We start from the raw sequence: 26,781 nt of genomic DNA, 5'->3' as shown, positions 1-26,781 counted from the left end.
TTCGTTCGTACGCCGACGGCACCGTCCGCCCGAGCCATCATGGCTCGGGCGGACCGGTATCGATCACCCCTCGGGGCGGTTGAGCAGCCCGACAGCGATGCAGTGCACCGCGTCCAGGTCCGTGGGGTCGGCCAGTTTCGACCTGCCCCCGGTGACCACGTACCACTCGTCCGCGTCCTTGTACTGCACGCGGAGAGTCACCTCGCCGTCCTTCAGCTCGGTGCGCAGCGTGAGGTCACCGGTGACCACACCCACCTCGTCGGTCATCACCCCGCCCGGCCCGGGCACGATGTCGGTCGTCTTGCTGGCGCCCGCGTCGGCGGCGGGCTGCGCCGCGGCGGCCGGAGCCGCCGCGGTGGGCTGAGCCGTTGCGGCGGCCGGAGCCGCCGCGGTCGGCTGCGCCGCGGCAGTGGTCTGCGCCGCGGGCTTCTCTGGGGAATCGGTCTTGGCTTCGGTCATCAACAGGTCTCCAGCATCTCCTTCAGAGCGTCCTTCTCCTTCTGGAGCACGGTCAGCTTGTAGTACGCCTTCACGGTTACCCAGTCGGTGGCGTACGTGCACCACTCGGCCTTGGCCGGCGGTTTCCAGGTGGACGGGTCCTGGTCACCTTTGGACCGGTTGGACGCCGCCGAGACCGCGACGAGCTGTGGCCGGTCCAGGTCGTTGGCGAACGCCTCGCGCTGATCGGTGGTCCACTTCGCGGCGCCGGACCGCCACGCGTTGGCCAGCGGCACCACGTGGTCGATGTCGGCCTGGCCCGGTGCGGTCAGCGACTTGTCGTCGTAGACGCTCTTCCAGGTGCCGGCCACCACGTTGCAGCCGGACTTCTTGACCTTGGTGCCGTCGCGCTCCAGCACCGAGTCGCGGACGTCGCAGTTCTTGCCGGTGCTCTTCCAGTGCGGGAACTTCTCCCGGCTGTAACCGGCCATCGAGCCGGCCTTGTCGACGACGGTCAGGCCGTCGAGCTGCTTGACCACCGAGCCGGCGGATGCGCCGGACCCGGTGGTGGCGTGGGTCGTGGTCGTGGTGCTGCCGCCGGGCGAGCCGGCGTCGACGGTCTGGCAACCGGCGACGAGGGTGACGGTGAGCAGGAGCGGGAGCAGTGTGTTACGTGGGGGCACCCGCTCAGCGTAAGGCCGGCTGTCGCGTGCCGCCTCCCGGCGGCACGCGACCGGGTGACTAGCGGGCGCGGTTGATCGCGCTGTTCACCGCCTTGATCGACGCGCTGACGATGTTGGCGTCGATACCGACCCCCCAGAAGGCGCGGTCGCCGACCTCGACCTCGACGTACGCCGCGGCCTGGGCGTCACCGCCGGAGGTCAGCGCGTGCTCCTGGTAGTCCAGCACCCGGGCCTTGATCCCGAGCGGCGCGACCGCCTGGGTGAACGCGTCGATCGGGCCGTTGCCGACGCCGACCAGCGGCCGCCGCATCCCCCGGTGGATCACCTCGACGTCGATCTCCACCTTGCCGTCCACGGTGGCCGTGCTGTAGCTCTCGATCTTGAAGGCGCTGCCCAGCTGGTGCTCGACCAGGTATTCCTGCGCGAAGATGTCCCACATCTGCTGCGGGGAGACCTCGCCGCCCTCCTCGTCGGTGTGGTGCTGCACCACGCCGGAGAACTCGATCTGCAGCCGCCGCGGCATGTCGAGCTTGTGCTCCTCCTTCATGATGTACGCCACGCCGCCCTTGCCGGACTGCGAGTTGACCCGGATGACCGCCTCGTACGTGCGGCCCACGTCCTTCGGGTCGATCGGCAGGTAGGGCACGCCCCAGGTGAAGTCGTCGATCGGGGTGCCGGCGGCGTCCGCGTCCGCCTGCAGCGCGGCGAAACCCTTCTTGATCGCGTCCTGGTGCGAGCCGGAGAACGCGGTGTAGACCAGGTCGCCCGCGTACGGGTGCCGCTCGTGCACCGGCAGCTGGTTGCAGTACTCGACGGTGCGCTTGACCTCGTCGATGTCGGCGAAGTCGATCTGCGGGTCGATGCCCTGGGAGAACAGGTTCAGCCCCAGGGTGACCAGGTCCACGTTGCCGGTGCGCTCACCGTTGCCGAACAGGCAGCCCTCGATCCGGTCGGCGCCGGCCAGCAGGCCCAGCTCGGCGGCGGCCACCGCGGTACCCCGGTCGTTGTGCGGGTGCAGGCTCAGGATCACGCTGTCCCGGCGCGGCAGGTGGCGGTGCATCCACTCGATCGAATCGGCGTACACGTTGGGCGTGGCCATCTCGACGGTGGCCGGCAGGTTGATGATCAGCGGCCGGGCCGGCGTCGGGTCGATCACGTCGATCACCGCGGAGCAGACCTCCAGCGCGTACTCCAGCTCGGTGCCGGTGTACGACTCCGGGGAGTACTCGTAGAAGATCTCGGTGTCCGGGGTGTGGATCTCGGCGTACTTCTGGCAGAGCCGGGCGCCCTGGGTGGCGATGTCGGTGATCCCGTCCCGGTCCAGGCCGAAGACCACGCGGCGCTGCAGCACCGAGGTCGAGTTGTAGAAGTGCACGATGGCCCGCTTGGCACCGCGGATCGACTCGAAGGTCCGGTCGATCAGGTGCTCGCGACACTGCACCAGCACCTGGATGGTGACGTCGTCCGGGATCAGGTCCTGCTCGATCAGCTGGCGGACGAAGTCGAAATCGGTCTGGCTGGCGGCCGGGAAGCCGACCTCGATCTCCTTGTAGCCCATCTTCACCAGCAGCATGAACATCCGCCGCTTGCGTTCCGGGGACATCGGGTCGATCAGCGCCTGATTGCCGTCCCGCAGGTCGACGGCGCACCAGCGGGGGGTCTGCTCGACGACGCGGCCGGGCCACCGCCGGTCGGGCAGATCGATCGCGAACTGTTTCTGATAGGACTCGTACCGCTGGAAGGGCATCGAGCTGGAACGCTGCGAATTCTCGGCGAAGGTGGACATGTGACTGCTCCAGTCAGAAGGAAGACGAGCAGGCGGCGCGTGTCACCACCGCGACGGGGTGCCGGCCTGGGAAGAGGCCCCGTCGCGGCAGAGAAGGAGGAGGTTCGCCTGCCACATGTCGACCACCACGTTACGTGATCCACTTCGGGGCGGCTAACCGAACGACCGGATCGTGGGATCGCTCAGCCGGCCGCGGCCGACGGCGCCTGCACCGGGTCGGCGGCGGACATGCCCATCGCGGCGCCGCCCACCTCCGGGCCGGGGAACTGCACGGTCGGCGGCGCGGCCACCTGACGGACCAGCCTCAGCACGCCGAAACCCACCCGGGCCGCGGTGAGCATGCCGTCCGGGGCGTAGCAGTAGACGCCGACGTCGACCGGCGCGTCCCCGGAGGCGGCGTTCGAATCGACCGAGTAGCACGCCGAGCCCTGCGTGCCGTCCAGCGGCTGCGCCACCGAGACCGCGAGGGCCGCGTTGCGGTCGGTGAAGACCGGCAGCCACTGCCGCAACAGGCGCTGCACCCGGGGGTCGTACGGGGCCGGCACCTTCTCGCCCTTGGACGCCACGTGCACGCAGCCGGCGTTGATCGGCGCGCCGGACATCGAGACGGTGCACTGGTAGACGCCGTTCGGGTTGTGCACGATCGACACGTCCGCCGAGCCGCCGAGCGCGCCGTTCGCGATGTCCACCCGCCAGGTGCCGTCGTTCGCCACGGTGGCCACCACGTTGCGGGCGACGCCGTCGCCGCCGGTGAACGAATAGAGCGCGGCGTACCGCCGGTCCATCGCCAGCGCGGCCATGCCGGCCAGCTGGTTGCGGGCGTCCGGGTTCGGGTCGGTGGACGCGGACGGGGACGCCGAGCCGGTCGGCGCGGCATCCGGGGTGTCGCCACCGCCGCACCCGGCCAGGCCGAAGGCCAGCAGGGCGGCGGTCAGCGCGGACAGGCCGCGGACGGATCCGGAGGGAAGGCGCACGGCGCCATTCTCACCCCATTCCGCCCGTGGAACGCGACACGCCGGACGGTGTGCCTCGGCGTGTCGTGCCGGAACGGCCGGATTCTGGGATCGTCTGTCGAGCCCGCGGGCCCACGCGGCTAGGGTGGTGGCGAATGCCCTGAAAGGATTGGTTGGCCGTGGCTCTCGTGGTGCAGAAGTACGGTGGTTCGTCGGTCGCGAACGCCGAGCGCATCAAGCGCGTGGCCGAGCGGATCGTCGCCGCCCGCAAAGCCGGCCACGACGTGGTCGTGGTCGTCTCGGCGATGGGTGACACCACCGACGAGCTGCTCGACCTGGCCAACCAGGTGAGCCCGCTGCCGCCCGGCCGCGAGCTGGACATGCTGCTCACCTCGGGCGAGCGGATCTCGATGGCGCTGCTCGCCATGGCGATCCACAACCTGGGGTATGAGGCGCGGTCCTACACCGGGTCGCAGGCCGGCGTGCTGACCACCTCGGTGCACGGCAAGGCGCGGATCATCGACGTCACCCCGGGCCGCCTGCGCACCGCGCTGGACGAGGGTGCGATCGCCATCGTCGCCGGCTTCCAGGGCGTGTCCCAGGACACCAAGGACATCACCACGCTCGGCCGGGGCGGCTCGGACACCACCGCGGTCGCGCTCGCCGCGGCGCTGCACGCCGACGTCTGCGAGATCTACACCGACGTGGACGGTGTGTTCACCGCCGACCCCCGGATCGTGCCGGACGCCCAGCACATCAAGCAGATCACCTATGAGGAGATGCTGGAGCTGGCGGCCGGCGGGGCGAAGGTGCTGATGTTGCGATGCGTGGAGTATGCGCGCCGCTTCAAGGTGCCGATCCACGTACGCTCTTCGTACTCGAACAAAGAAGGCACGCTCGTCACCGGCTCGATGGAGGACCCTGACGTGGAGCAAGCACTGATCACCGGGGTCGCGCACGACCGCAGCGAGGCCAAGATCACGATCGTCGGTGTCCCCGACGAGCCGGGGTCGGCCGGCCGGATCTTCGAGACCGTCGCGTCGGCCGAGATCAACATCGACATGATCGTGCAGAACGTGTCGACCGAGGGCACCGGCCGCACCGACATCTCGTTCACCCTGCCGAAGGCCGACGGCCCGACCGCGATGACCGCGCTCGACAGGATCAAGGATCAGATCAAGTTCAAGAGCCTGCTCTTCGACGACCACGTGGGCAAGGTGTCGCTGATCGGCGCCGGCATGCGCTCGCACCCGGGCGTCGCGGCCTCCTTCTTCGCCTGCATCGGTGAGGCCGGCGTCAACATCGAGATGATCTCCACGTCGGAGATCCGGGTCTCCGTCGTCTGCCGCGACACCGACCTGGACACCGCCGTCCGCGCCGTGCACGACCAGTTCGAGCTGGGCGGCTCGGAGGAGGCCGTCGTTTACGGCGGTACCGGCCGGTAAGCCGGACGATGGGGCGGCCCACGCTTGCCGTCGTCGGAGCCACCGGTTCCGTCGGGACCGTCATGCTCGACCTGCTCTCGTCCCGGCGCGATGTCTGGGGCGAGATCCGGCTGATCGCCTCGACGCGGTCGGCCGGCCGGACTCTGACCTGCCGCGGCGAAAGTCTCCAGGTGCTGCCACCCTCCCCGGAGGTGTTCGACGGGGTCGACGTGGCGATGTTCGACGTGCCCGACGACGCGGCCGCACACTGGGCGCCGATCGCGGTGTCCCGCGGCGCCGTCGTGGTCGACAACTCGGCCGTCTTCCGGATGGAAGCCGACGTTCCACTCGTGGTGCCCGAGGTCAACCGGGAGGCGCTCGCCCACCGGCCGCGCGGCATCGTCTCCAGCGCCAACTGCACGGTCGCCGCGATGATCATGTCGGTGGCGCCGCTGCACGACGAGTACGGCCTGCGCGAGCTGGTCCTCGCGTCCTATCAGGCCGCCTCCGGCGTCGGCCAGGTCGGCGTCGACACCCTGCACGACCAGCTCACCAAGGTCGCCGGTGACCGGCTGCTCGGGTCCCGCCCGGGCAACGTCCGCCAGGCCGTCGGCGACGACCTCGGCCCGTTCCCGGCCCCGCTCGCCCTCAACGTGGTCCCCTGGTCCGGCGACCTCGGCCCGCTCGGCTGGTCCTCCGAGGAGCTGAAACTGCGCAACGAGAGCCGCAAGATCCTCAGCCTGCCGGCCCTGAAGGTCTCCGCCACCTGCGTCCGCGTCCCGGTGGTCACCGGCCACTCGGTCGCCGTCCACGCCGTCTTCGCCGCCGAGGTCACCGCCGACGGCGCCCGCCAGGTCCTGCGCAACGCCCCCGGCGTCATCCTGGTCGACGACCCGGAAGCCGGCGAGTTCCCGATGCCGATCGACGCCGTCGGCACCGACCCGTCCTGGGTCGGCCGCATCCGCCGCGCCATGGACGACCCGCGAGCCCTGGACTTCTTCGTCACCGGCGACAACATGCGCAAGGGCGCGGCGCTGAACACGGTCCAGACCGCGGAACTCCTGGCCGCCGAACTGACCACCTAGCCCACGTAGCCGCCCGTCAGGTCACTGATCCCGGCCCGGTCCGGTCGGCCGGGTATGAAGATCAACTTTAAAATCAGGGTCGTTTTTTACGCGCATCCGCCGGGGTGCGGATCGCATGCTCCCGCGCGGGCCGGGCCACGGCGATCTGGCCGCTGGCGCGTCCAGGGCGATCACCGCGGCCCTTCACTGTCCGCTTCTGGTCGCGGTCAACCCCGGACCGGCCCCGTATGCCCGGCGAACCTGCCTGTTCTCCGGCCCGCCTCGCTTCCGACCCCACCGTGGCATGGCGCCTTCCCCGGGCGGTCCCATGCGGTGCGCTTGTCTGGGCGGCCCCATGCGGTGCGCTTGTCTGGGCGGCCCCATGCGGTGGGCTTGTCCGGCGGCCCCATGCGGCGTCCTTGCCGGTAACCGGGTGTGGTGTCTGCTGGCGCCCGGCCTCGCCTTCCAGCCGGGTTTCGTGCGGCTGTCCGGCGGCTGGGTGCGGTGCTTTCGCCGGGTGACCCGGTGTGGTGCGCCCGTGCGGGTGGCCAGGGGTGATGGGCTGCTGGGCGGCCCGGGGTGTGTGGCCTGGCGGGAACCCCCGCTGTCCGGCGACGTGCGCGGCCGGGCATCACCATGCCCGCCGCCCGAATCGCGGACAGCCGGCCGTCGACGCACGCGCCTCGGTCCGGGCGGTGCGGCGGGACCGGTGTGGTGTGGCCGTGCGGCGGGAGCGGCATGATGTGGCTGGTTCCGGTCCGGAGGGACCGACGACGTGCTGGTGCCTACCCGACGGGTGGGTGGTTTGCGGGTTGGGATTTCTGGGGTGGACGGTGACCAAGCACGGACAGTGAAGGGTGCGGCGATCGCCCTGGACGCGCCAGCGGCCAGATCGCCGGGCCCGGCCCGCGCGGGAGCATGCGATCCGGACCCCGGCGTACCGGCGTATCGGATGAATTTGATCTTGATTCGGGGAGATGGCCCGGGCGTGGATCACGCGACCCCGCCCGGGCCGTCCGTCAGGAAGCCGCCGCGTCCAGATCCGCCCTGGTCAGCAGGGCCCGGAGGGTGATGCCGGCGTCGGCGAGGGCCTGCGATCCCCCCTCCTGGCGGTCGATCACGCAGACCGCGTGGTCGACGTGGGCGCCCAGCTTGCGGAGCTCGCCGGTGGAGATGACGACCTGGCCGCCGGAGGTGACGACGTCTTCGACGACCAGCACGCGCCGGCCGGCGACCTCGGCGCCCTCGGCGAGGCGGGCGGTGCCGTACTTCTTCGCCTCCTTGCGGACGAAGGCGGTGGGCAGTTGGGCGTGCCGGGCCAGCGCGGTGACCACGGCGATGCCGCCCATTTCCAGGCCGGCCAGCACCTCGGTGCCTTCCGGGATCAACACGGCGAGTCGCTCGGCGAGTTTGTCGAGGAGGACCGGGTCGGCCTCGAACTGGTACTTGTCGAAGTATTCGGTGGCGGTGCGGCCGGATCGCAGGGTGAATTCGCCGGTCAGGCGGCTCACGGAGCGGACCTGGCGGGCGAGGTCGATGGAGTCAGTCACAAGGTCCCAGCTTGTCAGGCGGCGGCGTGGCGACGCGCAGGCACCCCGGTCGTCACCCGTTGGCGTACTTGATCTCCGCAATACGGCATTCTATGTCTGTTTGGGGTACTTTTCGCCTAATTAGCGGCCTTTGTTCGGAAGGAACATCGCTGTGACGCCCTTCGCCTTGCTCTTCCTCCTCGCCCTGGCCGGATCGACGTGCTTCGCGCTCGGTCGGGCCTTCGGCCGTGGGGAGCGCTACGAGCGCGGATACCGCGAGGGATTCCGCGACGGTGAGACCGGGTCGCTGGCCCGGGCCACCCGGCTGATGCAACTCGGTGAACGGCAGACCATCGCGCCGGTCGTGGAGACCATGCTCGGTCCCTACTGCGTGCCGCAGCAGATGGCGCCCCGCCCGGTCGGCCCGGCGGTGGCCGGAGTGCCGGTCCGCCCGCAGTTCGCCGTTTGACCGCGAAGGGGTTGACGGCGGTTCTCCACCGCGCCGCATCGCTCGGGGTCCCGCCGATGCCGGAAAGGGCCGATCGGGCGTCTGCGGTCCGTTCAGGCCACTCAGCGGTCGATCATCGACCGGGCCGGCGCGGGTGCATGGTCGTCAGTCACCACATGGAGAAGGCCCGGTTTTCCCTGAGGAGAACCGGGCCTTACTGCAAGCTGGTCGGGGTGGCGGGATTTGAACCCACGGCCTCTACGTCCCGAACGTAGCGCGCTACCAAACTGCGCCACACCCCGTTGCTGCGTTAAGAATACTAGCGGACCATCCGGCAGGCCCGAAATCCGGTACCCCCGTGCGGTGTTTCCGCAGCTCAAGGCCGAGGCGGGCGACGGCGCGGGCGGGCGACGGCGCGGGCGGGCGACGGCGCGGGCGGGCGACGGCGCGGGCGAGCGTGGGGCCGCCCGCGCCGAGGCCAGCCGGCCGGGGTCAGCGGGGGATCAGGGTCAGGATGGAGGCCTCCGGGCGGCAGGCGAAGCGGATCGGCGCCGTCGGGTGGGTGCCGAGGCCGGCCGACACGTGAAGCCAGGCGTCCGAGCCCGGCCACCGGTGCAGCCCCTTCGCCAGCCGGGTGGGCAGGTCGCAGTTGGTGGTCAGTGCGCCGTACCCGGGGACGCAGACCTGACCGCCGTGGGTGTGGCCGGCCAGCAGCAGCTCGAAGCCGTCGGCGGCCATCGGGTCGAGGACCCGGGAGGCCGGCGTGTGCGTGACGCCGAGGTGCAGGTCGGCGCCGGCGCTGATCGGGCCGGCCACCGCCGGGTAGTCGTCGCGGTCGACGTGCGGGTCGTCGACGCCGGCCAGCTCGATCGAGCGGCCGCCGGCCTTGAGGATGGTGCGGGCGTTGTTCAGGTCGGCCCAGCCGGCGTCGGTGAAGGCGGCGCGCAGGTCGTCGTAGGGCAGGTCGGCGCCCTCCACGTACTCTCGCTCGGGCAGCACGTACTGCAGCGGGTTCTTCCAGACCGGGCCGGTGTAGTCATTGGAGCCGAAGACGAAGGCACCGGGCACGTCGAGCAGGGGTTCCAGGGCGCGCAGCACGCCGGGCACCGCGTACGGCGAGGCCATGTTGTCGCCGGTGACGATCACCAGGTCGGGGTCGGTGCCGCTCAGGCCGGCCACCCACTCCTGCTTGCGCCGCTGGTCGGGCATCATGTGCAGGTCGGAGAGGTGCAGGATGCGCAGCGGTTCCGCGTCCGGTTCGAGCACCGGGACGTCGAAGCGCCGGAGCGTGAACATGTTGCGTTCGACGAGGGCGGCATAGGCGAACGTGGCGCCGCCGACGGCGGCCAGCGCGGCCGCGGCGGAAATAAGGGAGCGCTTACGCATGACGGCAAGGGTAGTTTCTCCGTCCATGGGAACGCTGAAAGACCGCCTGAACGATGACCTGCACGCCGCGATGAAGTCCCGGGACGAACTGACCACCTCGACGCTGCGGATGGCCCTGTCCGCGGTGCGTACCGCGGAGGTCGCCGGGGACGAGGCCCGGGAGCTCTCCGACGACGAGGTGCTGGCGGTGCTGACCAAGGAGGCGAAGAAGCGTCGCGAGGCGGCCACCGCCTTCGACGGCGCGGGTCGTGCCGACCAGGCGGCGAAGGAGACGGCCGAGGGCGAGGTTCTCGACCGTTACCTGCCGAAGCAGCTGACCGACGCGGAGATCGCCGAGATCGTGGGCGGGGCGCTGGCGGCCGGTGGATTCACCGGTAAGGCGCAGATGGGCCCGGCCATGAAGGCGGCGCAGGCGGCCGTGGCGGGTCGGGCCGAGGGCGGCCGGGTGGCCGCCGAGGTGCGCCGCCGGCTCGGCTGATCCCCGGAAACACGAAACGGGCGGGAGATCCGATCTCCCGCCCGTTTGCCGTGCTCGGTGCTATCGCCCGGGTTTCGTGGTGCCGGGCTTCGGGTTGCCCTGGTTGCCCTTGCTGATCTGGATGGTCACCGCGCCACCCTTGATCGTGCGGTCCTCGTCGGTGCCCGCGGCGGTGCCGGCCGGGCAGTCCGAGTCCACGCTGGGGCCCTCCACCGGGTCGAAGCCGGCCAGCTCGATCTTGTCCTTGGCGGTGGAGAGCGGGTCGCAGGTGACGTCCGGCACGCTCTTCAGGTCGCCGATCGAGATCTTGTCGTTGCCCGGGGTCTTGAACTGAACGCTCGGCTTGCCCTTCATGTAGTCCTTGAGCGTGTACTGCACCGTGGCGTTGATCTCCGGGTGGGACATCGTGTTGTTGTGGTCGGGCCAGTCCGGGTCGGCCATGTAACCGGCGACGACCAGCGAGGTGGTGCCGACGATCAGCGACGCGGTCTTGCTGGCGTCGGTGGTGCCGGTCTTGCCGAACACCGGGTGGCCGACGATGTCGTGGGTGTTGCCGGCCGTGCTGTTGCCGCCGCAGCTGCCCAGCTGGGCCGAGTCGCCGACCGGGCACCGGGCCGCGTCCAGCGCGGCCCGCGCCACGTCCTTGGTGGTGGCCTGGATGCAGTGCGGCTTGCCGACGTCGATCTTCTCGCCGTCCTTGGTGGTGATCTGCTCGACCGGGGTCGGCTCGCAGTACTTGCCGTCACCGGCGATGGTGGCGTACGCGTTCGCCATCTCCAGCGGGGTGGAGTCCATCACACCGAGGGTGAAGGCGCCCCAGTTGGCCGCGTTGTTGGCGTTCTTGATGTCCTGCGTCGAGCGGAACTGGATGCCGAACCGCTTGGCCACGGCGACCACCTTGTCGGCGCCGACCTTCTGCTCCAGCGGCACGAAGAACGTGTTGACCGACTTACCGAAGCCGGTCCACATGTTGTAGACGCCGGCCTCCTTGGTGCTGGAGTTGCCGGGACACCAGTCGTCGGTGCCGGGGCAGGCGGATTTCTCGCCGTAGCCGGCCGGGTACTTCGAGTGGAAGCGGACCGGGGCGTTGATCTGGTAGCTCAGCGGGATGCTGTTCTCCAGGGCGGCGACCATGGTGAACATCTTGAACACCGAGCCGGCCTGGTAACCCACGATGTCGCCACCGCCGGTGATCAGTGGGTTGGTGGTCTTCGGGAACGACCCGCGGATCTTCTTGCGCTTCTTGGCCGGGTCCGGCGAGATCTTGTTCGTCGGGTGGTCCGGGTCGTCCAGCGAGTACTTCCGGTTGGTGGCGAGCAGCCGGACCTTGCCGGTGCCGGGCTCGACGCCGGCCAGCAGCAGCGCGTCCTGGCTGCTGTCGGCCTCCCGCTGGGCGATCTCGGCGCGGGCCGAGGCGGTGCCGTTCAGGTCCATCGAGGTGATCACGGTGTAGCCGCCGCTCTTGAGCCGCCGCTCGCGGTCGTACGACGTGGCGCCGAACGCCTCCTGGCTCATCCACCAGCGGTAGAAATAGTCGCAGAAGAAGCCCCAGCTGTTCTTCGCGACCGAGACGCAGCCGTTGCTGACCGGCTTCACCTTGGTCGGGATCGGCTCCTTCTTCGCCTTGTCCGCGTCGGCCGGGCTGATCGCGTTCATGGCGACCATGCCGGGGATGATGTAGTTGTCGCGGCGCGCCTGGATCTGGTCGTGGCCGCTCTTCACCGTCGGGTTGAAGCTGGTCGGCGCCTTCACCATGCCGGCGAGCATGGACGCCTCGCCGATCGTCAGGTCCTTCGGCTTCTTGTTGTAGTAGACCTGGCTGGCGGCGTAGATCCCGTACGCCTGGTTGCCGAACGGCGCGATGTTGAGGTAGCGCTCCAGGATCTGCTCCTTGGAGAGCTGCTTCTCGATCTGCAGCGCGTACTTCATCTCGGTGATCTTGCGCTTCGGGGTGTCCTTGGTGGCGTCGATCACCTCCTGCGGGTTGGTCGCCGAGTAGGCCAGCGACATCCGCACGAGCTGCATGGTGAGGGTCGACGCGCCCTGCTGGGAGTCACCCTGGCTGTTGCTCACGAACGCGCGGGCGACACCCTTGAGGTCGACACCGTTGTGCTCGTAGAACTTGCGGTCCTCGGCGGCGACGATCGCGGTCTGCATGTTCTTCGAGATGTCCTTGAGCGGCACGTCGCTGCGGAACTCGTCGTAGAACTGCGAGATCAGGGTCCGGCCGTCGGAGGCGTAGATCCGGGTGATCTGCGGGGAGCTGAATTCTTTGATCTCACTGGGCAGACTCGCGAAGCCTGCCCCGCCCGCCTTGGCGGCGAGGCCGGACATCGCCGCCGCGGGGAAGGCGGCGGCCGCCACCACCACGCCGGCCAGCAGGCCGCACACGAGCAGCGAGGTGGCGTTCGTGAAGATGTTGTGATCGCGTCTGCGCATCCAGGAGCTCACCCGAGGCAGGATACGCGAACAGTGCACGCGCCTGCCCGTCGAGCAGGTCGCCTTCGCCCGTTATGAGTGTGACGCTTCACCCCGTCCGGCGAGGCGATTTACAACATCTGCACCAAAGATACCCCCGTTCGGTCACCATAGCGCGGCCGCTTTGCCCGGAACTACCGGCCTATACGTATTTGAGGGACAACGTTGCGTAATCACCCAACTACAGAGCATGATGGTCCGGCGAGACATCTCGCATGACGTCTGCGCGGCATGAGGGGACATGGGCTGCCGCGCCGGACGTTCGGGGGTGAAATGCAAGGGGGGACGTTTACCAATGGGGATGATCAGCGACTGGCCCAGCATGGCGGCGTGTCAGAGTGGCGACCCTGACGCGCTGTTCGTGCAGGGCGCCGAGCAGAACGTGGCGAAGAGGATCTGCCGCAGCTGCCCGGTGCGCTACGAATGCCTCGCGGACGCCCTGGACAACCGGATCGAGTTCGGCGTCTGGGGAGGCATGACAGAACGGGAGCGGCGTGCCCTGCTGCGCCGCCACCCGCACGTGGCGAGCTGGCGGAAGATGTTCGAGGCCGCACTGAAGGAGAAGGGCGCCGACAAGGTGCTCGTCTCCACCCGCTGATCTGTTTGTTCAGGCGAGTCCGTCAGTTCAGGCGAGAAGAGCGCCTATCGTTCGCAGCCCGTCGACGTCGTGGACGTCGGCGGGCTGCGCCGCGACCGAGGTCGTCGGCACCTCGGGGAACGCCTCGGTGAAGCCCGCCGCGACCCGCACCTCCCGCTCGCTCTGCCGGAGCAGGCCGGCGTGGATGCGCAGCACGTCCGCCGCGAGCGGGGCGTCCGCCGACAGCTGCTGCGCCGCCGCGAGCGAGGCCTCCGCGGACAGGCCGGCCGGCTCGGTCCGGTGCATCCGGTTGAGCACCAGCCCGGACAGCGGCATCCGCTCGGCGACCAGCCGCTCGGCGAAGTACGCCGCCTCCCGGATGGCGTCCCGCTCCGGCGCCGCGACCAGCAGGAAGGCGGTCTGCGGGTCCTGCAGGATCCGGTAGGTCTGGTCGGCCCGCTGCCGGAAGCCGCCGAACATCGAGTCGAGCGCCGCCACGAAACCCGACAGGTCGGTCAGCAACTGGGCGCCCAGAATCTTCTGCACGGCCCGGGAGAACAGCCCGAACGACGCGGTGACCAGGCTGAACATGCTGCGGCCGCCGCGCGCCGGAGCGAGCAGCATGCGCAGCATCCGGCCGTCGAGGAAGCGGGACAGCCGGGCCGGCGCGTCCAGGAAGTCGAGCGCCGACCGGGACGGCGGGGTGTCCACGATGATCAGGTCCCACTCGTCGCCGGCCCGCAGCTGGCCCAGTTTCTCCATCGCCATGTACTCCTGGGTGCCGGCGAAGGTGGAGCTCATGGCCTGATAGAACGGGTTCGCGAAGATCTCGGCGGCGCGCTCCGGCTTGGTGTGCTGCTCGACCACCTCGTCGAAGGTGCGCTTCATGTCCAGCATCATGGCGTACAGCCCACCGCCCTCGATGTCCTTGACCTGCCGCGGCGTGTTGTTCAGCTCGGTCAGGCCCATCGACTGGGCCAGCCGGCGGGCCGGGTCGATGGTGAGCACCACGGTGCGGCGGCCGTGCACCTCGGCGGCGCGCACGCCGAGGGCGGCGGCCGTGGTGGTCTTGCCGACCCCGCCGGAGCCGCAGCAGACCACGATCCGGATGGCCGGATCGGCGAGCAGGCCGTCGATGTCGAGCCGGGGAGCGGTCACGTCAACCACCACTTCAGAGTAGGGCGTCGGTCATCAGCCGGCCGGCCAGGACATCCAGGCCGGCCCGGTCCACCCCGTCGGGCAGCTGGGGCAGCTCGATCATCGGCCGGCGCCGGTCGGTCAGGTCGTGGCGCAGGGACTCCTCCAGCTCCCGCCGGGTCAGGTGGGCCTGCGCCTCGGCGGCCAGCTGATTGACGGTGGCCGGGGTGGCGGGCAGGCCGGCCGCCACCAGACCGCGCTTGATCTCCGCCTTGGTCACCCGGCCGGCGGCCAGCAGCGGTGGGCGGGCGCCGTTCAGGATGATCCGGCCGACCGGGATGCCCAGGCCGGTCAGCTCGTCGACCGCGTCCAGGGTCTCCTGCACCGGCATCTCCTCCAGCAGCGTGACCACGTGCACCGCGGTCATCGGCGAACGCAGCAGCGAGGACACCCCGTCGCTCTGGGTCTTGATCGGGCCCATCTTGGCCAGCCGGGCGGTTTCCGCGGTCACGTTCAGGAAGCGGCCGATCCGGCCGGTGGGCGGGGCGTCCAGGACTACCGCGTCGTACACCCGGCGGCCGTCCTGCGACCGGGTGGTGGCCTCCTTGACCTTGCCGGTGAGCAGCACGTCGCGCAGGCCGGGGGCGATCGTGGTGGCGAAGTCGATGGCGCCGACCTTGCGCAGCGCCCGGCCGGCCGCGCCGAGCTTGTAGAACATGTCCAGGTATTCCAGGAGGGCCTCCTCCGGGTCGACCGGCAGGGCGCGCACCTCCCCGCCGCCGGTGGTGGTGGCGATCCGGCGCTCCGCATAGGGCAGTGGCTGCAGCCCGAACAGCTGCGCGATGCCCTGCCGGCCCTCCACCTCGACCAGCAGCGTGCGGCGGCCGCCGGCGGCCAGGCCCAGGGCCAGTGCGGCGGCGACGCTGGTCTTGCCGGTGCCGCCCTTGCCGGTCACGATGTGCAGTCGCTCCGGCCAGTTGCCGTGATGCTCGCCCATGTCGTCCACGTTACGGCGTTCGGTAAATCCGGCTCAGCCGGAGACGTCACAGACCAGCCAGCCACTCTTGTGCACGACCGTGAACTGCAGGTCCTGAGCAGCGGTTTTCTCGTCCTCGGTGGACATCACCACACGGACGCCGACCTCGGCCTCACTGCCGGTGCCGGCGGTCACCGCGGGGTCGTCCCAGCGGAAGCCGGCACCCTCGTAGGCGTCGGCGTAGTCGCGGATCTGCTGCACCCGTTCGGCGAGCTTGGCCCGGTCCCGGGACCTGCGGCAGACCAGGTCCTCGGCGGCGGTCGCGTCGTGCTGGGTGTAGACGGCGGTGAGGAACCGGTTGACCGCGGTGGCCGGGTCCGGTGAGCCGGGCAGGTCGGCGTCCCGGAACATCACGTACGCCGAGACCGCGCCGCCGCCACAGAGCGCCAGGGTGGCGGCCAGCGCCACGGACAGGAAGATCGTCGAGCGCCGGGACCGGGGCGTACGGGCGATCGGGGCGGGCGGCGTGCTCACCCAGATCGGCTCCGGCTCGGGCGGCGGCACCTCGGCCGGTGGGGAGTGCTCCCAGGCCAGATGCTCGGGCGGGGGGTGCCGCCATTCGCCGGGTTTCTCGTGCCGGGCGTGCCACGGCCCCTCCGGGGGTGGCTGGTGCCAGCCGCCGACCACCGGATGTTCCATCGTGGCCGCCTCCGGGAGGGCGTGCCGGCCGCGCTCCGGCTCGGGCTCCGTCACGTCACTCCCCGCACTGGCTCGTGTGCTTTCCGTGGCCTTTCCCGCTCAGCCTAACCAACCGGTCGGTTCGCCGGGTCCTAAGCTGTGCCGGTACCCGACGAAGGAGTGTCCGAGCCATGCAGAAGTGGGAGTACGTGACCGTGCCCCTGCTGGTACACGCGACCAAGCAGATCCTCGACAACTGGGGCGAGGACGGCTGGGAGCTGGTCCAGGTGGTACCGGGGCCGAACCCGGAGCAGTTGATCGCCTACATGAAGCGGGCGAAATCGTGACCACGCCGATCGCCGGCGACGGTGGCGTGGACGCCTACGCGAAACTGGCCGAGCTGGGCCTGACCCTGCCGACCGTGGTCCCGCCACTGGCGTCCTACGTGCCGGCGGTCCAGTCCGGCAATCATGTGTACGTGTCGGGCCAGCTCCCGATGGTCGACGGCAAACTGCCGCGGACCGGCAAGGTCGGCGACGAGGTGACCGTCGAGCAGGCGGCCGAGCTCGCCCAGATCTGCGCCCTGAACGCGCTGGCCGCGATCGAGGCGCTGGTCGGCCTGGGCCGGCTCGTGAAGATCGTGAAGGTGACCGGCTTCGTCGCTTCGGCGCCGGGCTTCACCGGTCAGCCGGCCGTGATCAACGGCGCCTCCAACCTGTTCGGCGAGGTGCTCGGCGAGCAGGGGCGGCATGCCCGCAGCGCGGTGGGGGTGACCGAGTTGCCGCTGGGCGCGCCGGTGGAAGTCGAGGTCATCGCCGAGGTGGCGTGATCTTGGGAGGGTTCGGCCGGGTTTGATCACCCAAGGTGACCGGAACGGACATCGTGTCTCGGCTCACCGTGAAATCGCGACGTACGATTCTCGGCATGGGGGGTGCTGAGCCCGCGTCGGCTGAGGTCGACCGGCTGCCGGGTTGGGTGTCGCTGTTGCGCGCCCCCAACCCGGGCCCGATGACCTTGGACGGCACGAACACCTGGATTCTGCGGGCACCCGGCGCCGACCTGGCGACGGTGATCGACCCCGGTCCGCTCGACGAGGGGCATCTACGCCGGATCGCCGAGCGGGGTCCGTATCGATCGATCTTGATCACGCACGGTCATCATGATCACGTGGAGGGCGCCGCCCGGCTCGCCGGGATGCTGGGCGGTGTTCCGGTCCGGGCGGCCGACCCGGAGCACGGTGCGGGTTTCGACCCACGCGGGAGCCTCGACGGGAACGGACTCGAAATACAGGTCCTGCAGACTCCCGGGCACACCGGCGATTCGGTGTGTTTCCTCGTCGGGTACGGGGGTGAGCGGGTGATGTTCACCGGCGACACGATCCTGGGCCGCGGCACCACGGTGGTGGCCGCGCCGGACGGCGACCTGGGCTCCTATCTCGCGAGTCTGGAGCTGCTCACGGCGTACGAAAGCGTCCCGATGTTGCCCGGCCATGGGCCGGCCCGCAGCGACACAGCGGCCCTGGCCCGCGACTATCTGCAGCACCGCAGGGAGCGGCTCGCGCAGGTCAGAGCGGCGATGGCCGCCGGCGCGCGGACCCCGGAAGCGGTGGTCGACCTGGTCTATCCGGACATCGACCCGCGGGTGCGGTTCGCCGCCGAGTGGTCCGCGGCCGCGCAGATCGATCATCTGATCCGGGAATCAGCGGCGGGGGCCGACGGTTTGGACCGGCTGTGACCTGCCCTGTGTGTGGCACCGTCGCCGTTCCCGGTGCGCGCTTCTGTCACCACTGCGGCGCGGCACTGCCGGCTGCCGCCGCGATGCCGGCCGCCGAGCGCCGGATCGTCACCGTGCTCTTCGGCGACCTCTCCGACTTCACCTCCTGGTCGGAGGACCTGGACCCGGAGCGGGTCGGCGCGGTCACCGACCGGGTGCTGGCGGCGCTGGCCGGGGCGGTCAAGACGTTCGGCGGGCACGTGGACAAGCTGACCGGCGACGGAATCATGGCGGTCTTCGGCGCCCCGGTCGCCCACGAGGACGACGCCGAACGGGCGGTCCGGGCCGCGCTGAGCATGCAGCGCGCGGTCCGCCGGGTGCTCGACGACGAGCGTGGCGGTGGCGCGCCGCTCGGCCTGCGGGTCGGGCTGAACACCGGCGAGGTGGTCGCCGGCATGCAGGCCGGCATCGAATACACGGTCATCGGCGACACGGTGAACACCGCCGCCCGGCTGGCCGACGCCGCCGCGGTCGGCACCGTCTACGCCGGCGAGCGGACCAGCAACGGCACCCGGCACGTCGCCTCCTGGCGGCAGCTGCGGCCGCTGCGGCTCAAGGGCAAACGCGAACCGGTTCCGACGTACGAGCTGCTCGGCCTGCACGACGCCCCGGGCACCCGGTCCGGCCTGGGCGACGAGGCGCCGTTCGTGGGCCGCGAGGCGGAGCTGGGCCGGGTCTCCGGCCGGCTGGCCGAGGCGATCGACGCCGGCGCCCCACGGGTGCTGGTGATGACCGCCGAGGCCGGGATCGGCAAGTCCCGCTTCGCCGGCGAGGTGAAACGGCTGGCCGCCGGCTTCGAGGCGGGCGGCGTCCGGGTCCTGCGGGTGCGCTGCCGGGCGTTCGGCGAGCGCCGCCGCTACGCACCCCTGGCCGACCTGGTCCGCAAGGCCGCCGGCCTGCCCAAGGACGTGGTCGCCACGGTCGGCCGCACGGTCGTCGAGGAGCGCCTGCGCAAGGTCGCCCAGCGGCTCGGCGTCACCCTGGACATCGACCGGCTGCTGGTTCTGCTGGGCTACGGCGAGGCCCCGGTCAACCCGGGCGGCCCGGCCGCGCCCGCCGACTGGCCGCCGAGCGCCAAGCGGATCGACGCCGAGGCCATCTCGGTCGCGGTCGCCGACCTGCTCAACGCGATGGCCACCAGCTCGCCGCTGATGGTGATCGTGGACGACCTGCACGACGCCACCGCCACCACGGTGGACGCGTTGGGCAGCACGCTGTCGCAGCTGGAGGGCCCGGTCGTGGTGCTGCTGCTGGGCCGGCCCGAGCTGGTCCGCACCGGCGCGCTGAGCCGGGTCGCCGACGCCGAGGTGCACAACCTGCCGCCGCTGCGCGGTGCGGACGCGTCCCGGCTGCTCACCTCCTATCTCAACGGCGGCAAGCTGCCCCAGCCGGACACCGACCGGTTGCTGGCCACCGCCCAGGGCAACCCGTTCTATCTGGCCGAGATGGTCACCCTGCTGATGGAGCGCGGCGCACTGACCCCCGCGGTGGGCGCCAACGCGGCCGGCAAGTGGCAGCTCGCCGCCGGTTCGCTCGGCAGCCAGCTGCTCTCCCGCGACCTGGCGGCGGTGCTCGCGGCGCGCATCGACGCGCTGCCGGCCGAGCCGCGGTCGGTGCTGCGTGACGCGTCGGTGGCCGGCACCACCGTGCCGACCGGGGTGCTGGAGGCGCTGCAGGAACGCCGCGCCCCCGGGGAGGACCTCGAGCCGGCCATCGACGAGCTGCTGCAACGCCGCATGATCCACCGCAGCCGGGGCGGCTTCCAGTTCACCACCCCGCTGATGCGCGAGGCGGCCTACGCCGGGATCGGCAAGGCCGACCTGGCCGAGCGGCACGCCCATCTGGCGACCTGGGCCGCGCCGGAGACGGTCGGCCGGCACGCCGACGGGGCCACCCGGCTGCCCCTGACCGACAACGAGCGGGACGCCTTCGTGGCCGCCCATGCCGAGGCCGCGATCGAGCTGGCCGACGCGGTACGCCTGCGACCGGACGCGACCGCCCGGGAGGTGGCCGCCCTGGGCCGGGCCGCGCTCGGCCGGATGGCCCGGCGTGCGCTGGCCAACATCGAGCCGGCCGCCGCCATCGAGTACGCCGAGCGTGCCACCGCACTGACCGGCACCGACCTGCCGCTGCCCGACCAACTCGTCCTGGCCCGGGCGATGCTGCGGCTGGGCCGGGCCGAGGAGGCGCTGGCGTATGGGGAGAAGATCACCAAGAGCGCCGCCGAGGACCCGGTCTGCCGGGCCGAGGCGATGATCGTGGTCGGCCGCGCGCACGAGGCGCTGGGCGACGGCGGCCGCGCCGTGGCCGCCTGGCAGGAGGCGCTGGAGGTGGCCACCGAGGCGCAGCTGCTGCCGGAGCGGGCCAACGCGATGCGCCGGCTCGGCATGGCCGACTTCCTCAACGGGCGGCTGAGCCAGGCGAGCAGCCGGTTCGCCGCCGCCTACCAGGTCACCCTGGCCGCCGGCGACCGGCACGGCCAAGCCTGGGCGCTGCAGAATCTCGCCTGGGTGACCACCACCCGGGGCGACTTCGCCGGCACCGACGCGGTGCTGGGCCGGGCCGCGCGGCTCTTCGCCGAGCTCGGTGACCCGGTGGGCCGGTCCTGGCTGCGCGGCACCACGGCGTTCGCCCGGCTGCTGGCCGGCCGGCTGCAGGAGGCCCGTCGGCTGGCCCGGATCTTCCTGCCCTTCGGCGACCGGGTCGGCGAGGGCTGGGCGGTCGGCACGCTGCGGGTCGTCGAGGCCTATGCGGCGGCCGAGCTGGGCGACCTGGGCGCGGCCGACAGCCAGGCCCGCCGGGCGTACCGGGAGTTCCAGGAGGTCTCCGACGACTGGGGTTGCGGGCTGGCGATGGTGGTGCGCGGGGCGATCGCCCGCGGGCTCGGCGAGTTCGACCACGCCGCCGACCTGCTCGGCGACGCGCTCTGGTTCGCCGACCGGACCGGGCACCCGCTGCTGCTCGGGATGGCCGGCACGTTGCACGGGTTCGTCGCGCTGCAGCAGGGCGACCTGGCCACCGCGGAGGCCGACGCCCGCCGGGTGATGACCGCGGTGGAGCCGCACAACTCGCTGGCGCCGGCCCAGGTCGGCCCGCGGGTGTTGCTCGCCGAGGCGCGGACCCGGGCGGGTGACCCGCAGACCGCGATCGGCCTGCTCGCACCGATCGCCAGCGACACGTCGTCCCCGTCGCTGCTGTTCTCCCGGCGGCACGCGCTCGCCTCGTACGCGTCGGCCCTGCTCGCCGACGGCCGGGTCGAGTCGGCGCTGACCTGGATCGAACGCGCCCGTGAGGTGCCCGCCGAGGACGTGCGCAGCGGGGTGATCGCGGCGATGGTCCGGGCCCGGGTGCTGGCCGCCGCCGACCGCTGCGGGGAGGCCCGCACGGCGGCCGAGGACGCGGTCCGGCTGTCCCGTTCCACCGAGCAGACCAGTGAGCGCGCGGCGGCCGCGGAGCTGCGGGACACTCTCGCGATCACCGAGGTGGAGGCGACTCCGGCGGAAACTGTCGCGTACGCGTCTGACGTGCCCGGATGATCTCCCGGTCCGCTGGCGTATTTTCTAAGCCGTGACGGAGACACCGCCTGGCGCCCTGCCCGTGCCATATGTCCCGGGTATGTCCGGCTTGTCGGTCATGGCCCGTGGGGGATACGCGACCGTTTACCGGGCCACCCAGGACTCCGTCGGGCGCGAAGTCGCCATCAAGATGGAGAACAGGACCCTCGACAACGCTCGTGACCAGGCCCGATTCCTGCGGGAGGCGCGCGCGGCCGGCCGCATGTCGTCGCACCCGCACGTGGTGGACCTGTTCGACGTCGGTGTCACCGTCGACCAGCACCCGTACCTGATCATGGAGCTCTGCGACGGGTCGTACCTGGACCGGATGCGGGTCCGCCCGCTCACCGCCGGCGAGGCCCGCGACGTCGGCGTGAAGATCGCCGACGCGCTGGTGCACACCCACGCCAACGGCGTGCTGCACCGCGACGTGAAACCGGCCAACATCCTGTATTCGCAGTTCAACGCGGCGGTGCTGGCCGATTTCGGGCTCGCCGTGCTCGGCGAGATGCGCGACTCCTCGGTCACCCTCGAAGTGCTCACCCCGGCGTACGCGCCGCCCGAGATGTTCCGCCATGAGCAGCCGTCCGGGGCCGCCGACGTCTACTCGCTGTGCGCCACGCTCTACGCCGTCATGTATGGCCGTCCGGCCCGCTGGCCCAGCGATCGCAGTCCGAGCCTGATCAGCCTGATGAACCTGTTCGACGAGCCGATCCCGGAGCTGCCCGGCGTGCCGCGGGCCCTGACCGCGCTGCTGCGCCGCGGCATGCACAACGACCCGCGGGGACGTCCGTCGGCGCAGGAGCTGCTCCAGGAGCTGAGCAACCTGCAGCTCGAGCCGGGGGCGCCGCAGCAGAACGTCTACCGGTCGACATCCACCTATGTGCCGCCGCCGCGACCACGGCCGATTCCGCCGACGACGCCGACGCTCGACGAAACCCCGACGGTCGCGACCGACCGGAAGGGATTCTTCGCCAAGTGGTTCAGCCGGTGACCGATCACCATCCAGCCTGAGTACGCCCTGAGCCCACCGCGTGCCCGTGCCACCCCGCCGCCGCGCCTCGCGCGCCACGGTCGGGCGAGGCGCGGCGGGGCGCTGACGGGGGACGGGCGTGCGGCTTACCCGTACGAAATAAGGGGATATTTCTACTCTGGGTCGAGAACCGCGAGCAGCTCGCCGGTGGCCACCTCGGCCCCCGGATGCACCGGAAGCGACGCCACGACGCCGGCCGATGGCGCATGGACGGGGTGCTCCAGCTTCATCGCCTCCAGCGTCAGCAGCAGCTCCCCGGCCCGGACCCGTTGGCCGGGAACGACCAGTACGCGACGGACCGCCCCGGGCAGCGGGGCGATCAGCGAGCTCTCGCCGGCCTCCGGCGCGGGCAGCGGGAAGCGGGAGATCTCGCGCAGCGTCACCGACCCCTCAGGGCTGTCGACGTAGGAGACGTCGCCGACCCGGTGCACGAGGACCGCGAGGCGGATGCCCTGGACGTTGAGCACCACCCGGTCACGGCTGGCCGACACCACCACGATCGGCGGGTGCTCGTCGACCGGCGCCTGTCCGATTCCGGCCAGGTCCAGCTCCTCCGGGTCGACCGGCCGGACCCACCAGCCGGCGAGTTCGCCGTGCCGGTTCATCCGGTAGCCGACCTCGACCGGGCCGGTCGGGCCGTCGTAGACCGCGGTCTGCGAGCCGGACGGGACGTTGCGCCAGCCGGACGGGAGAGTGCCCAGCACCGGCGCGCTGGCCCGCCGATCGGCCGCCCCGGCCAGCGCGGACGCCAGGCAGGAGAGCCGGACCGCGTCGACCGAGGAGAGCAGCGGGGCGAACACCTCGGGGTGCCGGTCGAGGAAGCCGGTGTCGATCTCACCCGCCCGGAACGAGTGATGCCGCAGCGTGCGGACCAGCAGGTCGCGGTTGGTCACCACGCCGTGCAGCTGGGCGCGGGCCAGCGCGGAGGCCAGCATCCGGGCCGCCTCCTGCCGGGACGGCGCCCAGGCGACCAGCTTGGCGAGCATCGGTTCGTGGTGCTGACCGGTCACCGAGCCGTCCGCTACCCCCGAGTCGAGGCGCAGGCCGGGCTGCGGCAGCGGGCGGAACGCGCCGGCCACGTCCGGCACCGCGAACCGGTGCAGGGTGCCGGAGCTGGGCAGCCAGGCGTACGCCGGATCCTCCGCGCAGATCCGCACCTCGATGGCGTGCCCGCGGATCGGCGGCGGGCCGGGCATCGGCAGGCTGCCGCCCTCGGCGACCAGCAGCTGCAGCCGGACCAGGTCGTACCCGGAGGTGCACTCGGTGACCGCGTGCTCGGTCTGCAGGGTCGGGGTGAGTTCCAGGAACCAGAAGTCGCCGTCCGCGTCGAGCAGGAACTCGACCGCGCCGGCGCCGACGAAGCCGAGCGCCCGGACCGCGACGATGGCGGCCCGGCACAGGTCCTCGCGCAGCGCGGCGTCGACCGCCGGTGACGGGGTCTCCTCGACGATCTTCTGGTAGCGCCGCTGCACGGAGCACTCGCGCTCGCCGAACGGCACCACCGCGCCCATCGCGTCGGCCAGGATCGGCACCTCGATGTGCCGGACGTTGGGCACGTACGGCTCACAGAACACGTCGCCGTCCACCTCGCGGCGGGTCGACGCGACCGCCTCGGCCAGCGTCGCGGCGTCCCGCACCACCCGCATGCCGGCGCCCCCGAGGCCGGTGTCGGGCTTGATCAGGACCGGGAAGCCGGGCACCGTCTCCGGGTCGGTGAAGCTGGGCAGCACCGGCACCTTCGCCTCGGCCACCAGCTTCTTGGTCTCGGTCTTGCGGTGCAGGGTGCGCAGCGTCGCGGCCGGCGGACCGACCCAGATCATTCCGGCGTCGCTCACCGCGGCGGCGAACTCCGGGTCCTCGGCCAGCATCCCGTTGCCCGGGTGCACCGCGTTCGCCCCGGCCCGCTTGGCCGCCGCGATCAGGGCGTGCTGTTCCAGGTACGTCGCGGCCGGGGTGCTGCCTTCCAGGTGGACGGCGTAGTCGGCCTCGTTGACGTGCGGAGCGTCGCTGTCGACGTCCGAGTAGACGGCGACCGTCTCGATGCCGACCAGGCGACAGGTGGCGAACACCCGGCGAGCGATCTCGCCACGGTCGGCCACCAAGAGACGTCGGATCACGGGTCTACCTTTCAAGGTCGGAACACGCCGACGTGTTCGGCACCCGCCACGGCGGCGCTGTGCACTGCGGACAGGCAGAGGCCGAGGACCGTGCGGGTGTCGCGGGGGTCGATGACGCCGTCGTCGGCCGCGGCGCGATCCGCCGGGGGACGCGGCCAGCTGAACTGGAACCGGGGCTGGTCGGCGCGGGCCGGGGTGCCACCGGGCTCCGGACCGACGGTGAGGACCAGGTGCGGCACCGTGGATTTGGCGATGGCATGCACCAGGGGGGCATCGTTGCGGACGTCGGCGTCGTCGCTGCCCTTCGTCTCACCGGGATGCCGCAGAAAGATCACCGGAGTGGCGGTGGCGTTGGCCAGCTGCAGGAAATGCACCGCCTTCTGGGATTCGGTGGGAGACAGCCAGATGCCCGGGCTGGCCAGCACGCCGACCGGGTAACCGTGCAGCTCGCCCCAGCCGGCCACCAGCACGCTGCCCTGGCCGGGTTTGAACTCGTCGAAGTCGGAGTCGTCCAGGATCCGGGCGAGCACCTCGCGCGGCTCGAAGTTCGAGCCGGCCGCGGCCAGGCTGAGCAGGGCCTCCGAGCTGTACCGTGGCTCGCGCGGCTGACGGTTGCGCGGCGCCGGGCCCTGCTTGCGCCAGTTGAACCGGCGCACGCACTGCCGGGCCAGGCGCAGCCCGTCCCGTTCGTCCTCGGCGAGCTGGTCGGCGGGGCCGGCCGGCCCGGACGGCACCACCGGGGTGGCCCGCACCTCGACACCGGACCGCTGCGGATGGATGGTGAGCACCTTGGCGTGCCCGCGCACCACGATCGTGTAGTCCGAGAGCGCCGGCAGGTACGCCGCGTCGCCGCTGGTGGTGCCGAACACCACGCAGACGGTCGGCACCCGGTCGGCGGTCAGCCGGCTCAACTCCCGGGCGATGCTCCCGGCCGGGGCCGCGTCACCGGCCGACTCGACCAGGTTGACCAGCGGCAACCGATTCTCCGAGGCGATCCGCGCGGCCCGGCGGATCTTTTCCGCGGTGTACGGGTTGACCGCCCCGCCGTCCACCGTCGGATCGTTCGCGACCACCACGCATTCGACGCCCTCGACCGCGCCGATCCCGGTGACCACGCTCGCCCCGACCGGGAACTCCGAGCCCCAGGCCGCCACCGGGGACAGCTCCAGGAACGGACTGTCCTGATCGAGCAGCATCTCGATGCGTTCCCGGGGCAACAGTTTCCCCCGGGCGTGGTGCCGGGTCACCCATTTCTCGCCGCCGCCGGCGCGCGCCTCGTCGAGGGCGACCTCCAGCGCGGCGAGCCATTGCAGGGTGGTGCCGCGACCCTCCAGGTATGCGGGGTCGCGCGGATCCAGCGTGGTGTCGAGCACGGTCACGCCGACACCCCGATGCCCGCTACTCGCCTACCTGCGTCCAATGCCGCGCCCTTCCGTGTCCCGCCGGTGCCTCTCGGCCACCTCCGTAACGAGTGGCCGTGCGGGCGCGACACGGACCGGGCTGGCGAGCCACGGTCACCGGGAAGAGTGGATCAAGCACGTTTGAGGGGCTGCCCGGCAGGACAGCCCCTATGACGTGAAGCGGGGAAGGTCAGACCCGGGCGCGCCGGGCGAGACGCTCCGGATCGAGGATGATGACGCTCTTGCCGTCCAGCCGGAGCCACGCGCGGGAGGCGAAGTCGGCCAGCGCCTTGTTCACCGTCTCGCGGGACGCGCCGACGAGCTGGGCCAGCTCCTCCTGGGTGAGGTCGTGCGTGACGCGCAGCACACCACCGTCCCGGGTGCCGAACCGGCCGGCCATCTGCAGCAGGTTTTTCGCCACCCGGCCGGGCACGTCGGTGAAGATCAGGTCGGCCAGCGCGTCGTTGGTCCGCCGCAGGCGCCGGGCCAGCACGCGGAGCAGCTGCTCGGCGATCTCCGGCCGGTTGTTCAGCCACGGGCGCAGCGACGACTTCTTCAGCCGGGCGAGCCGGCTGTCGGTCACCGCGGTGGCCGTCGCGGTGCGCGGGCCCGGGTCGAAGAGGGACAGCTCGCCCAGCATGTCGGACGGTCCCATGATGGAGACGAGGTTCTGTCGTCCGTCCGCCGCTCGTCGACCGAGCTTGATCTTCCCGGACAGAACGATATACAGGCTGTCGCCGGCCTCGCCCTCGTTGAAGACCACGTCGCCCTTGCGGACTTCGATCGTGTCCATCTCCTTGGCGAGCGCCTCGGCGGCTTCCGGGTCAACGCCCTGGAAGATCCCGCTGCGCGCCAGTACCTCATCCATC

The 26,781-nt window shown here is 71.3% G+C and carries 23 protein-coding genes and 1 tRNA gene; 10 read left to right on the top strand and 14 right to left on the bottom strand.

From position 1 onward, the window contains the following. Positions 1–63: 63 nt before the first annotated feature. The 4 genes from ACSP50_RS44525 to ACSP50_RS40090 all read right to left on the bottom strand — a co-directional run bounded on the left by ACSP50_RS44525 (position 64) and on the right by ACSP50_RS40090 (position 3,881). A complete protein-coding gene (locus tag ACSP50_RS44525) occupies positions 64–459 on the bottom strand; it encodes a hypothetical protein (protein ID WP_080128160.1) in 396 nt (131 codons plus the stop codon). After that, complete coding sequence (locus tag ACSP50_RS40100; RefSeq protein ID WP_014695058.1) at positions 459–1,121, bottom strand: HNH endonuclease family protein; 663 nt, start codon at positions 1,119–1,121, stop codon at positions 459–461. The genes ACSP50_RS44525 and ACSP50_RS40100 overlap by 1 nt, the downstream gene beginning before the upstream one ends. Positions 1,122–1,179: 58 nt before the next feature. Further along, complete coding sequence (leuA, locus tag ACSP50_RS40095) at positions 1,180–2,907, bottom strand: 2-isopropylmalate synthase (RefSeq protein WP_014695057.1); 1,728 nt, start codon at positions 2,905–2,907, stop codon at positions 1,180–1,182. A 182-nt stretch (positions 2,908–3,089) separates the two neighbouring features. After that, the gene (locus tag ACSP50_RS40090) at positions 3,090–3,881 is read right to left on the bottom strand and encodes a hypothetical protein (RefSeq protein WP_014695056.1); all 792 of its coding nucleotides are present in this window, start codon (positions 3,879–3,881) and stop codon (positions 3,090–3,092) included. A 158-nt stretch (positions 3,882–4,039) separates the two neighbouring features. Here ACSP50_RS40090 and ACSP50_RS40085 point away from each other — a divergent pair, with 158 nt between their 5' ends. Then, the gene (locus ACSP50_RS40085; RefSeq protein WP_014695055.1) at positions 4,040–5,305 is read left to right on the top strand and encodes an aspartate kinase; all 1,266 of its coding nucleotides are present in this window, start codon (positions 4,040–4,042) and stop codon (positions 5,303–5,305) included. Positions 5,306–5,313: 8 nt separating this feature from the next. Next, the gene (locus tag ACSP50_RS40080) at positions 5,314–6,369 is read left to right on the top strand and encodes an aspartate-semialdehyde dehydrogenase (RefSeq protein WP_014695054.1); all 1,056 of its coding nucleotides are present in this window, start codon (positions 5,314–5,316) and stop codon (positions 6,367–6,369) included. Between the two features lie 998 nt (positions 6,370–7,367). Here ACSP50_RS40080 and pyrE read toward each other — a convergent pair. Continuing rightward, complete coding sequence (pyrE, locus tag ACSP50_RS40075; RefSeq protein ID WP_014695053.1) at positions 7,368–7,898, bottom strand: orotate phosphoribosyltransferase; 531 nt, start codon at positions 7,896–7,898, stop codon at positions 7,368–7,370. A 151-nt stretch (positions 7,899–8,049) separates the two neighbouring features. On the opposite strand from pyrE, the gene ACSP50_RS40070 reads away from it, so the two are divergent. Then, positions 8,050–8,346, top strand: a complete 297-nt coding sequence (locus ACSP50_RS40070) for a hypothetical protein (protein WP_014695052.1) — start codon at positions 8,050–8,052, stop codon at positions 8,344–8,346. A gap of 204 nt (positions 8,347–8,550) precedes the next feature. Here ACSP50_RS40070 and ACSP50_RS40065 read toward each other — a convergent pair. Together ACSP50_RS40065 and ACSP50_RS40060 are read right to left on the bottom strand one after the other, a co-directional pair. Continuing rightward, positions 8,551–8,627: transfer RNA gene (locus tag ACSP50_RS40065), tRNA-Pro, on the bottom strand. 190 nt (positions 8,628–8,817) lie between these two features. Beyond that, positions 8,818–9,711: a metallophosphoesterase gene (locus tag ACSP50_RS40060; protein WP_014695051.1), complete on the bottom strand. Its 894-nt coding sequence runs from the start codon at positions 9,709–9,711 to the stop codon at positions 8,818–8,820. 25 nt (positions 9,712–9,736) lie between these two features. Here ACSP50_RS40060 and ACSP50_RS40055 point away from each other — a divergent pair, with 25 nt between their 5' ends. Further along, positions 9,737–10,189: a GatB/YqeY domain-containing protein gene (locus tag ACSP50_RS40055; RefSeq protein WP_014695050.1), complete on the top strand. Its 453-nt coding sequence runs from the start codon at positions 9,737–9,739 to the stop codon at positions 10,187–10,189. Between the two features lie 60 nt (positions 10,190–10,249). Here ACSP50_RS40055 and ACSP50_RS40050 read toward each other — a convergent pair whose 3' ends face one another. After that, the gene (locus tag ACSP50_RS40050; protein ID WP_014695049.1) at positions 10,250–12,628 is read right to left on the bottom strand and encodes a transglycosylase domain-containing protein; all 2,379 of its coding nucleotides are present in this window, start codon (positions 12,626–12,628) and stop codon (positions 10,250–10,252) included. Positions 12,629–12,962: 334 nt separating this feature from the next. On the opposite strand from ACSP50_RS40050, the gene ACSP50_RS40045 reads away from it, so the two are divergent. Beyond that, complete coding sequence (locus ACSP50_RS40045) at positions 12,963–13,265, top strand: WhiB family transcriptional regulator (protein WP_014695048.1); 303 nt, start codon at positions 12,963–12,965, stop codon at positions 13,263–13,265. 27 nt (positions 13,266–13,292) lie between these two features. On the opposite strand, the gene ACSP50_RS40040 is transcribed toward ACSP50_RS40045, so the two are convergent. The 3 genes from ACSP50_RS40040 to ACSP50_RS40030 are packed head-to-tail and all read right to left on the bottom strand — an operon-like array spanning position 13,293 to position 16,110. Next, entirely contained in the window at positions 13,293–14,402 is a 1,110-nt protein-coding gene (locus tag ACSP50_RS40040; protein WP_014695047.1) for an ArsA family ATPase, read from the bottom strand. 13 nt (positions 14,403–14,415) lie between these two features. Further along, entirely contained in the window at positions 14,416–15,378 is a 963-nt protein-coding gene (locus tag ACSP50_RS40035; protein ID WP_014695046.1) for an ArsA-related P-loop ATPase, read from the bottom strand. A 33-nt stretch (positions 15,379–15,411) separates the two neighbouring features. Then, entirely contained in the window at positions 15,412–16,110 is a 699-nt protein-coding gene (locus tag ACSP50_RS40030; RefSeq protein ID WP_080128159.1) for a hypothetical protein, read from the bottom strand. Between the two features lie 116 nt (positions 16,111–16,226). Between ACSP50_RS40030 and ACSP50_RS42865 the strand changes: the two genes are divergently transcribed. The 5 genes from ACSP50_RS42865 to ACSP50_RS40010 all read left to right on the top strand — a co-directional run bounded on the left by ACSP50_RS42865 (position 16,227) and on the right by ACSP50_RS40010 (position 22,356). Continuing rightward, entirely contained in the window at positions 16,227–16,382 is a 156-nt protein-coding gene (locus ACSP50_RS42865; protein ID WP_014695044.1) for a DUF4177 domain-containing protein, read from the top strand. Next, entirely contained in the window at positions 16,379–16,864 is a 486-nt protein-coding gene (locus tag ACSP50_RS40025) for a RidA family protein (protein ID WP_014695043.1), read from the top strand. The genes ACSP50_RS42865 and ACSP50_RS40025 overlap by 4 nt, the downstream gene beginning before the upstream one ends. Positions 16,865–16,959: 95 nt before the next feature. Beyond that, positions 16,960–17,769: an MBL fold metallo-hydrolase gene (locus ACSP50_RS40020; protein WP_014695042.1), complete on the top strand. Its 810-nt coding sequence runs from the start codon at positions 16,960–16,962 to the stop codon at positions 17,767–17,769. After that, complete coding sequence (locus ACSP50_RS40015; RefSeq protein ID WP_043513118.1) at positions 17,766–21,344, top strand: adenylate/guanylate cyclase domain-containing protein; 3,579 nt, start codon at positions 17,766–17,768, stop codon at positions 21,342–21,344. Before ACSP50_RS40020 ends, ACSP50_RS40015 begins: the two co-directional genes overlap by 4 nt. Before the next feature lie 31 nt (positions 21,345–21,375). Then, positions 21,376–22,356 (top strand): serine/threonine-protein kinase, encoded by a 981-nt coding sequence (locus ACSP50_RS40010; RefSeq protein WP_043513115.1) that lies wholly within the window; start codon positions 21,376–21,378, stop codon positions 22,354–22,356. A 152-nt stretch (positions 22,357–22,508) separates the two neighbouring features. On the opposite strand, the gene ACSP50_RS40005 is transcribed toward ACSP50_RS40010, so the two are convergent. The 3 genes from ACSP50_RS40005 to ACSP50_RS39995 form a co-directional block, all read right to left on the bottom strand. Continuing rightward, complete coding sequence (locus tag ACSP50_RS40005; RefSeq protein WP_014695039.1) at positions 22,509–24,512, bottom strand: biotin carboxylase N-terminal domain-containing protein; 2,004 nt, start codon at positions 24,510–24,512, stop codon at positions 22,509–22,511. 11 nt (positions 24,513–24,523) lie between these two features. After that, positions 24,524–25,891, bottom strand: a complete 1,368-nt coding sequence (locus ACSP50_RS40000; RefSeq protein ID WP_014695038.1) for a carboxyl transferase domain-containing protein — start codon at positions 25,889–25,891, stop codon at positions 24,524–24,526. A gap of 211 nt (positions 25,892–26,102) precedes the next feature. Then, on the bottom strand, positions 26,103–26,780 hold the full coding sequence (locus ACSP50_RS39995; protein ID WP_014447921.1) for a Crp/Fnr family transcriptional regulator: 678 nt from the start codon (positions 26,778–26,780) through the stop codon (positions 26,103–26,105). Position 26,781: the final 1 nt, after the last annotated feature.

It is taken from the genome of Actinoplanes sp. SE50/110 (assembly GCF_900119315.1).
GTDB lineage: Bacteria > Actinomycetota > Actinomycetes > Mycobacteriales > Micromonosporaceae > Actinoplanes.
This window is presented reverse-complemented; position numbering and strand designations above follow the sequence as displayed.

Excerpts from the sequence above, each read along its gene's own strand:
- ACSP50_RS44525 (WP_080128160.1), bottom strand. The coding sequence starts at position 459 with ATGACCGAAGCCAAGACCGATTCCCCAGAGAAGCCCGCGGCGCAGACC.
- leuA (WP_014695057.1), bottom strand. The coding sequence starts at position 2,907 with ATGTCCACCTTCGCCGAGAATTCGCAGCGTTCCAGCTCGATGCCCTTC.
- ACSP50_RS40080 (WP_014695054.1), top strand. The coding sequence starts at position 5,314 with ATGGGGCGGCCCACGCTTGCCGTCGTCGGAGCCACCGGTTCCGTCGGG.
- ACSP50_RS40060 (WP_014695051.1), bottom strand. The coding sequence starts at position 9,711 with ATGCGTAAGCGCTCCCTTATTTCCGCCGCGGCCGCGCTGGCCGCCGTC.
- ACSP50_RS40055 (WP_014695050.1), top strand. The coding sequence starts at position 9,737 with ATGGGAACGCTGAAAGACCGCCTGAACGATGACCTGCACGCCGCGATG.
- ACSP50_RS40050 (WP_014695049.1), bottom strand. The coding sequence starts at position 12,628 with ATGCGCAGACGCGATCACAACATCTTCACGAACGCCACCTCGCTGCTC.
- ACSP50_RS40045 (WP_014695048.1), top strand. The coding sequence starts at position 12,963 with ATGGGGATGATCAGCGACTGGCCCAGCATGGCGGCGTGTCAGAGTGGC.
- ACSP50_RS40035 (WP_014695046.1), bottom strand. The coding sequence starts at position 15,378 with ATGGGCGAGCATCACGGCAACTGGCCGGAGCGACTGCACATCGTGACC.
- ACSP50_RS42865 (WP_014695044.1), top strand. The coding sequence starts at position 16,227 with ATGCAGAAGTGGGAGTACGTGACCGTGCCCCTGCTGGTACACGCGACC.
- ACSP50_RS40020 (WP_014695042.1), top strand. The coding sequence starts at position 16,960 with ATGGGGGGTGCTGAGCCCGCGTCGGCTGAGGTCGACCGGCTGCCGGGT.
- ACSP50_RS39995 (WP_014447921.1), bottom strand. The coding sequence starts at position 26,780 with ATGGATGAGGTACTGGCGCGCAGCGGGATCTTCCAGGGCGTTGACCCG.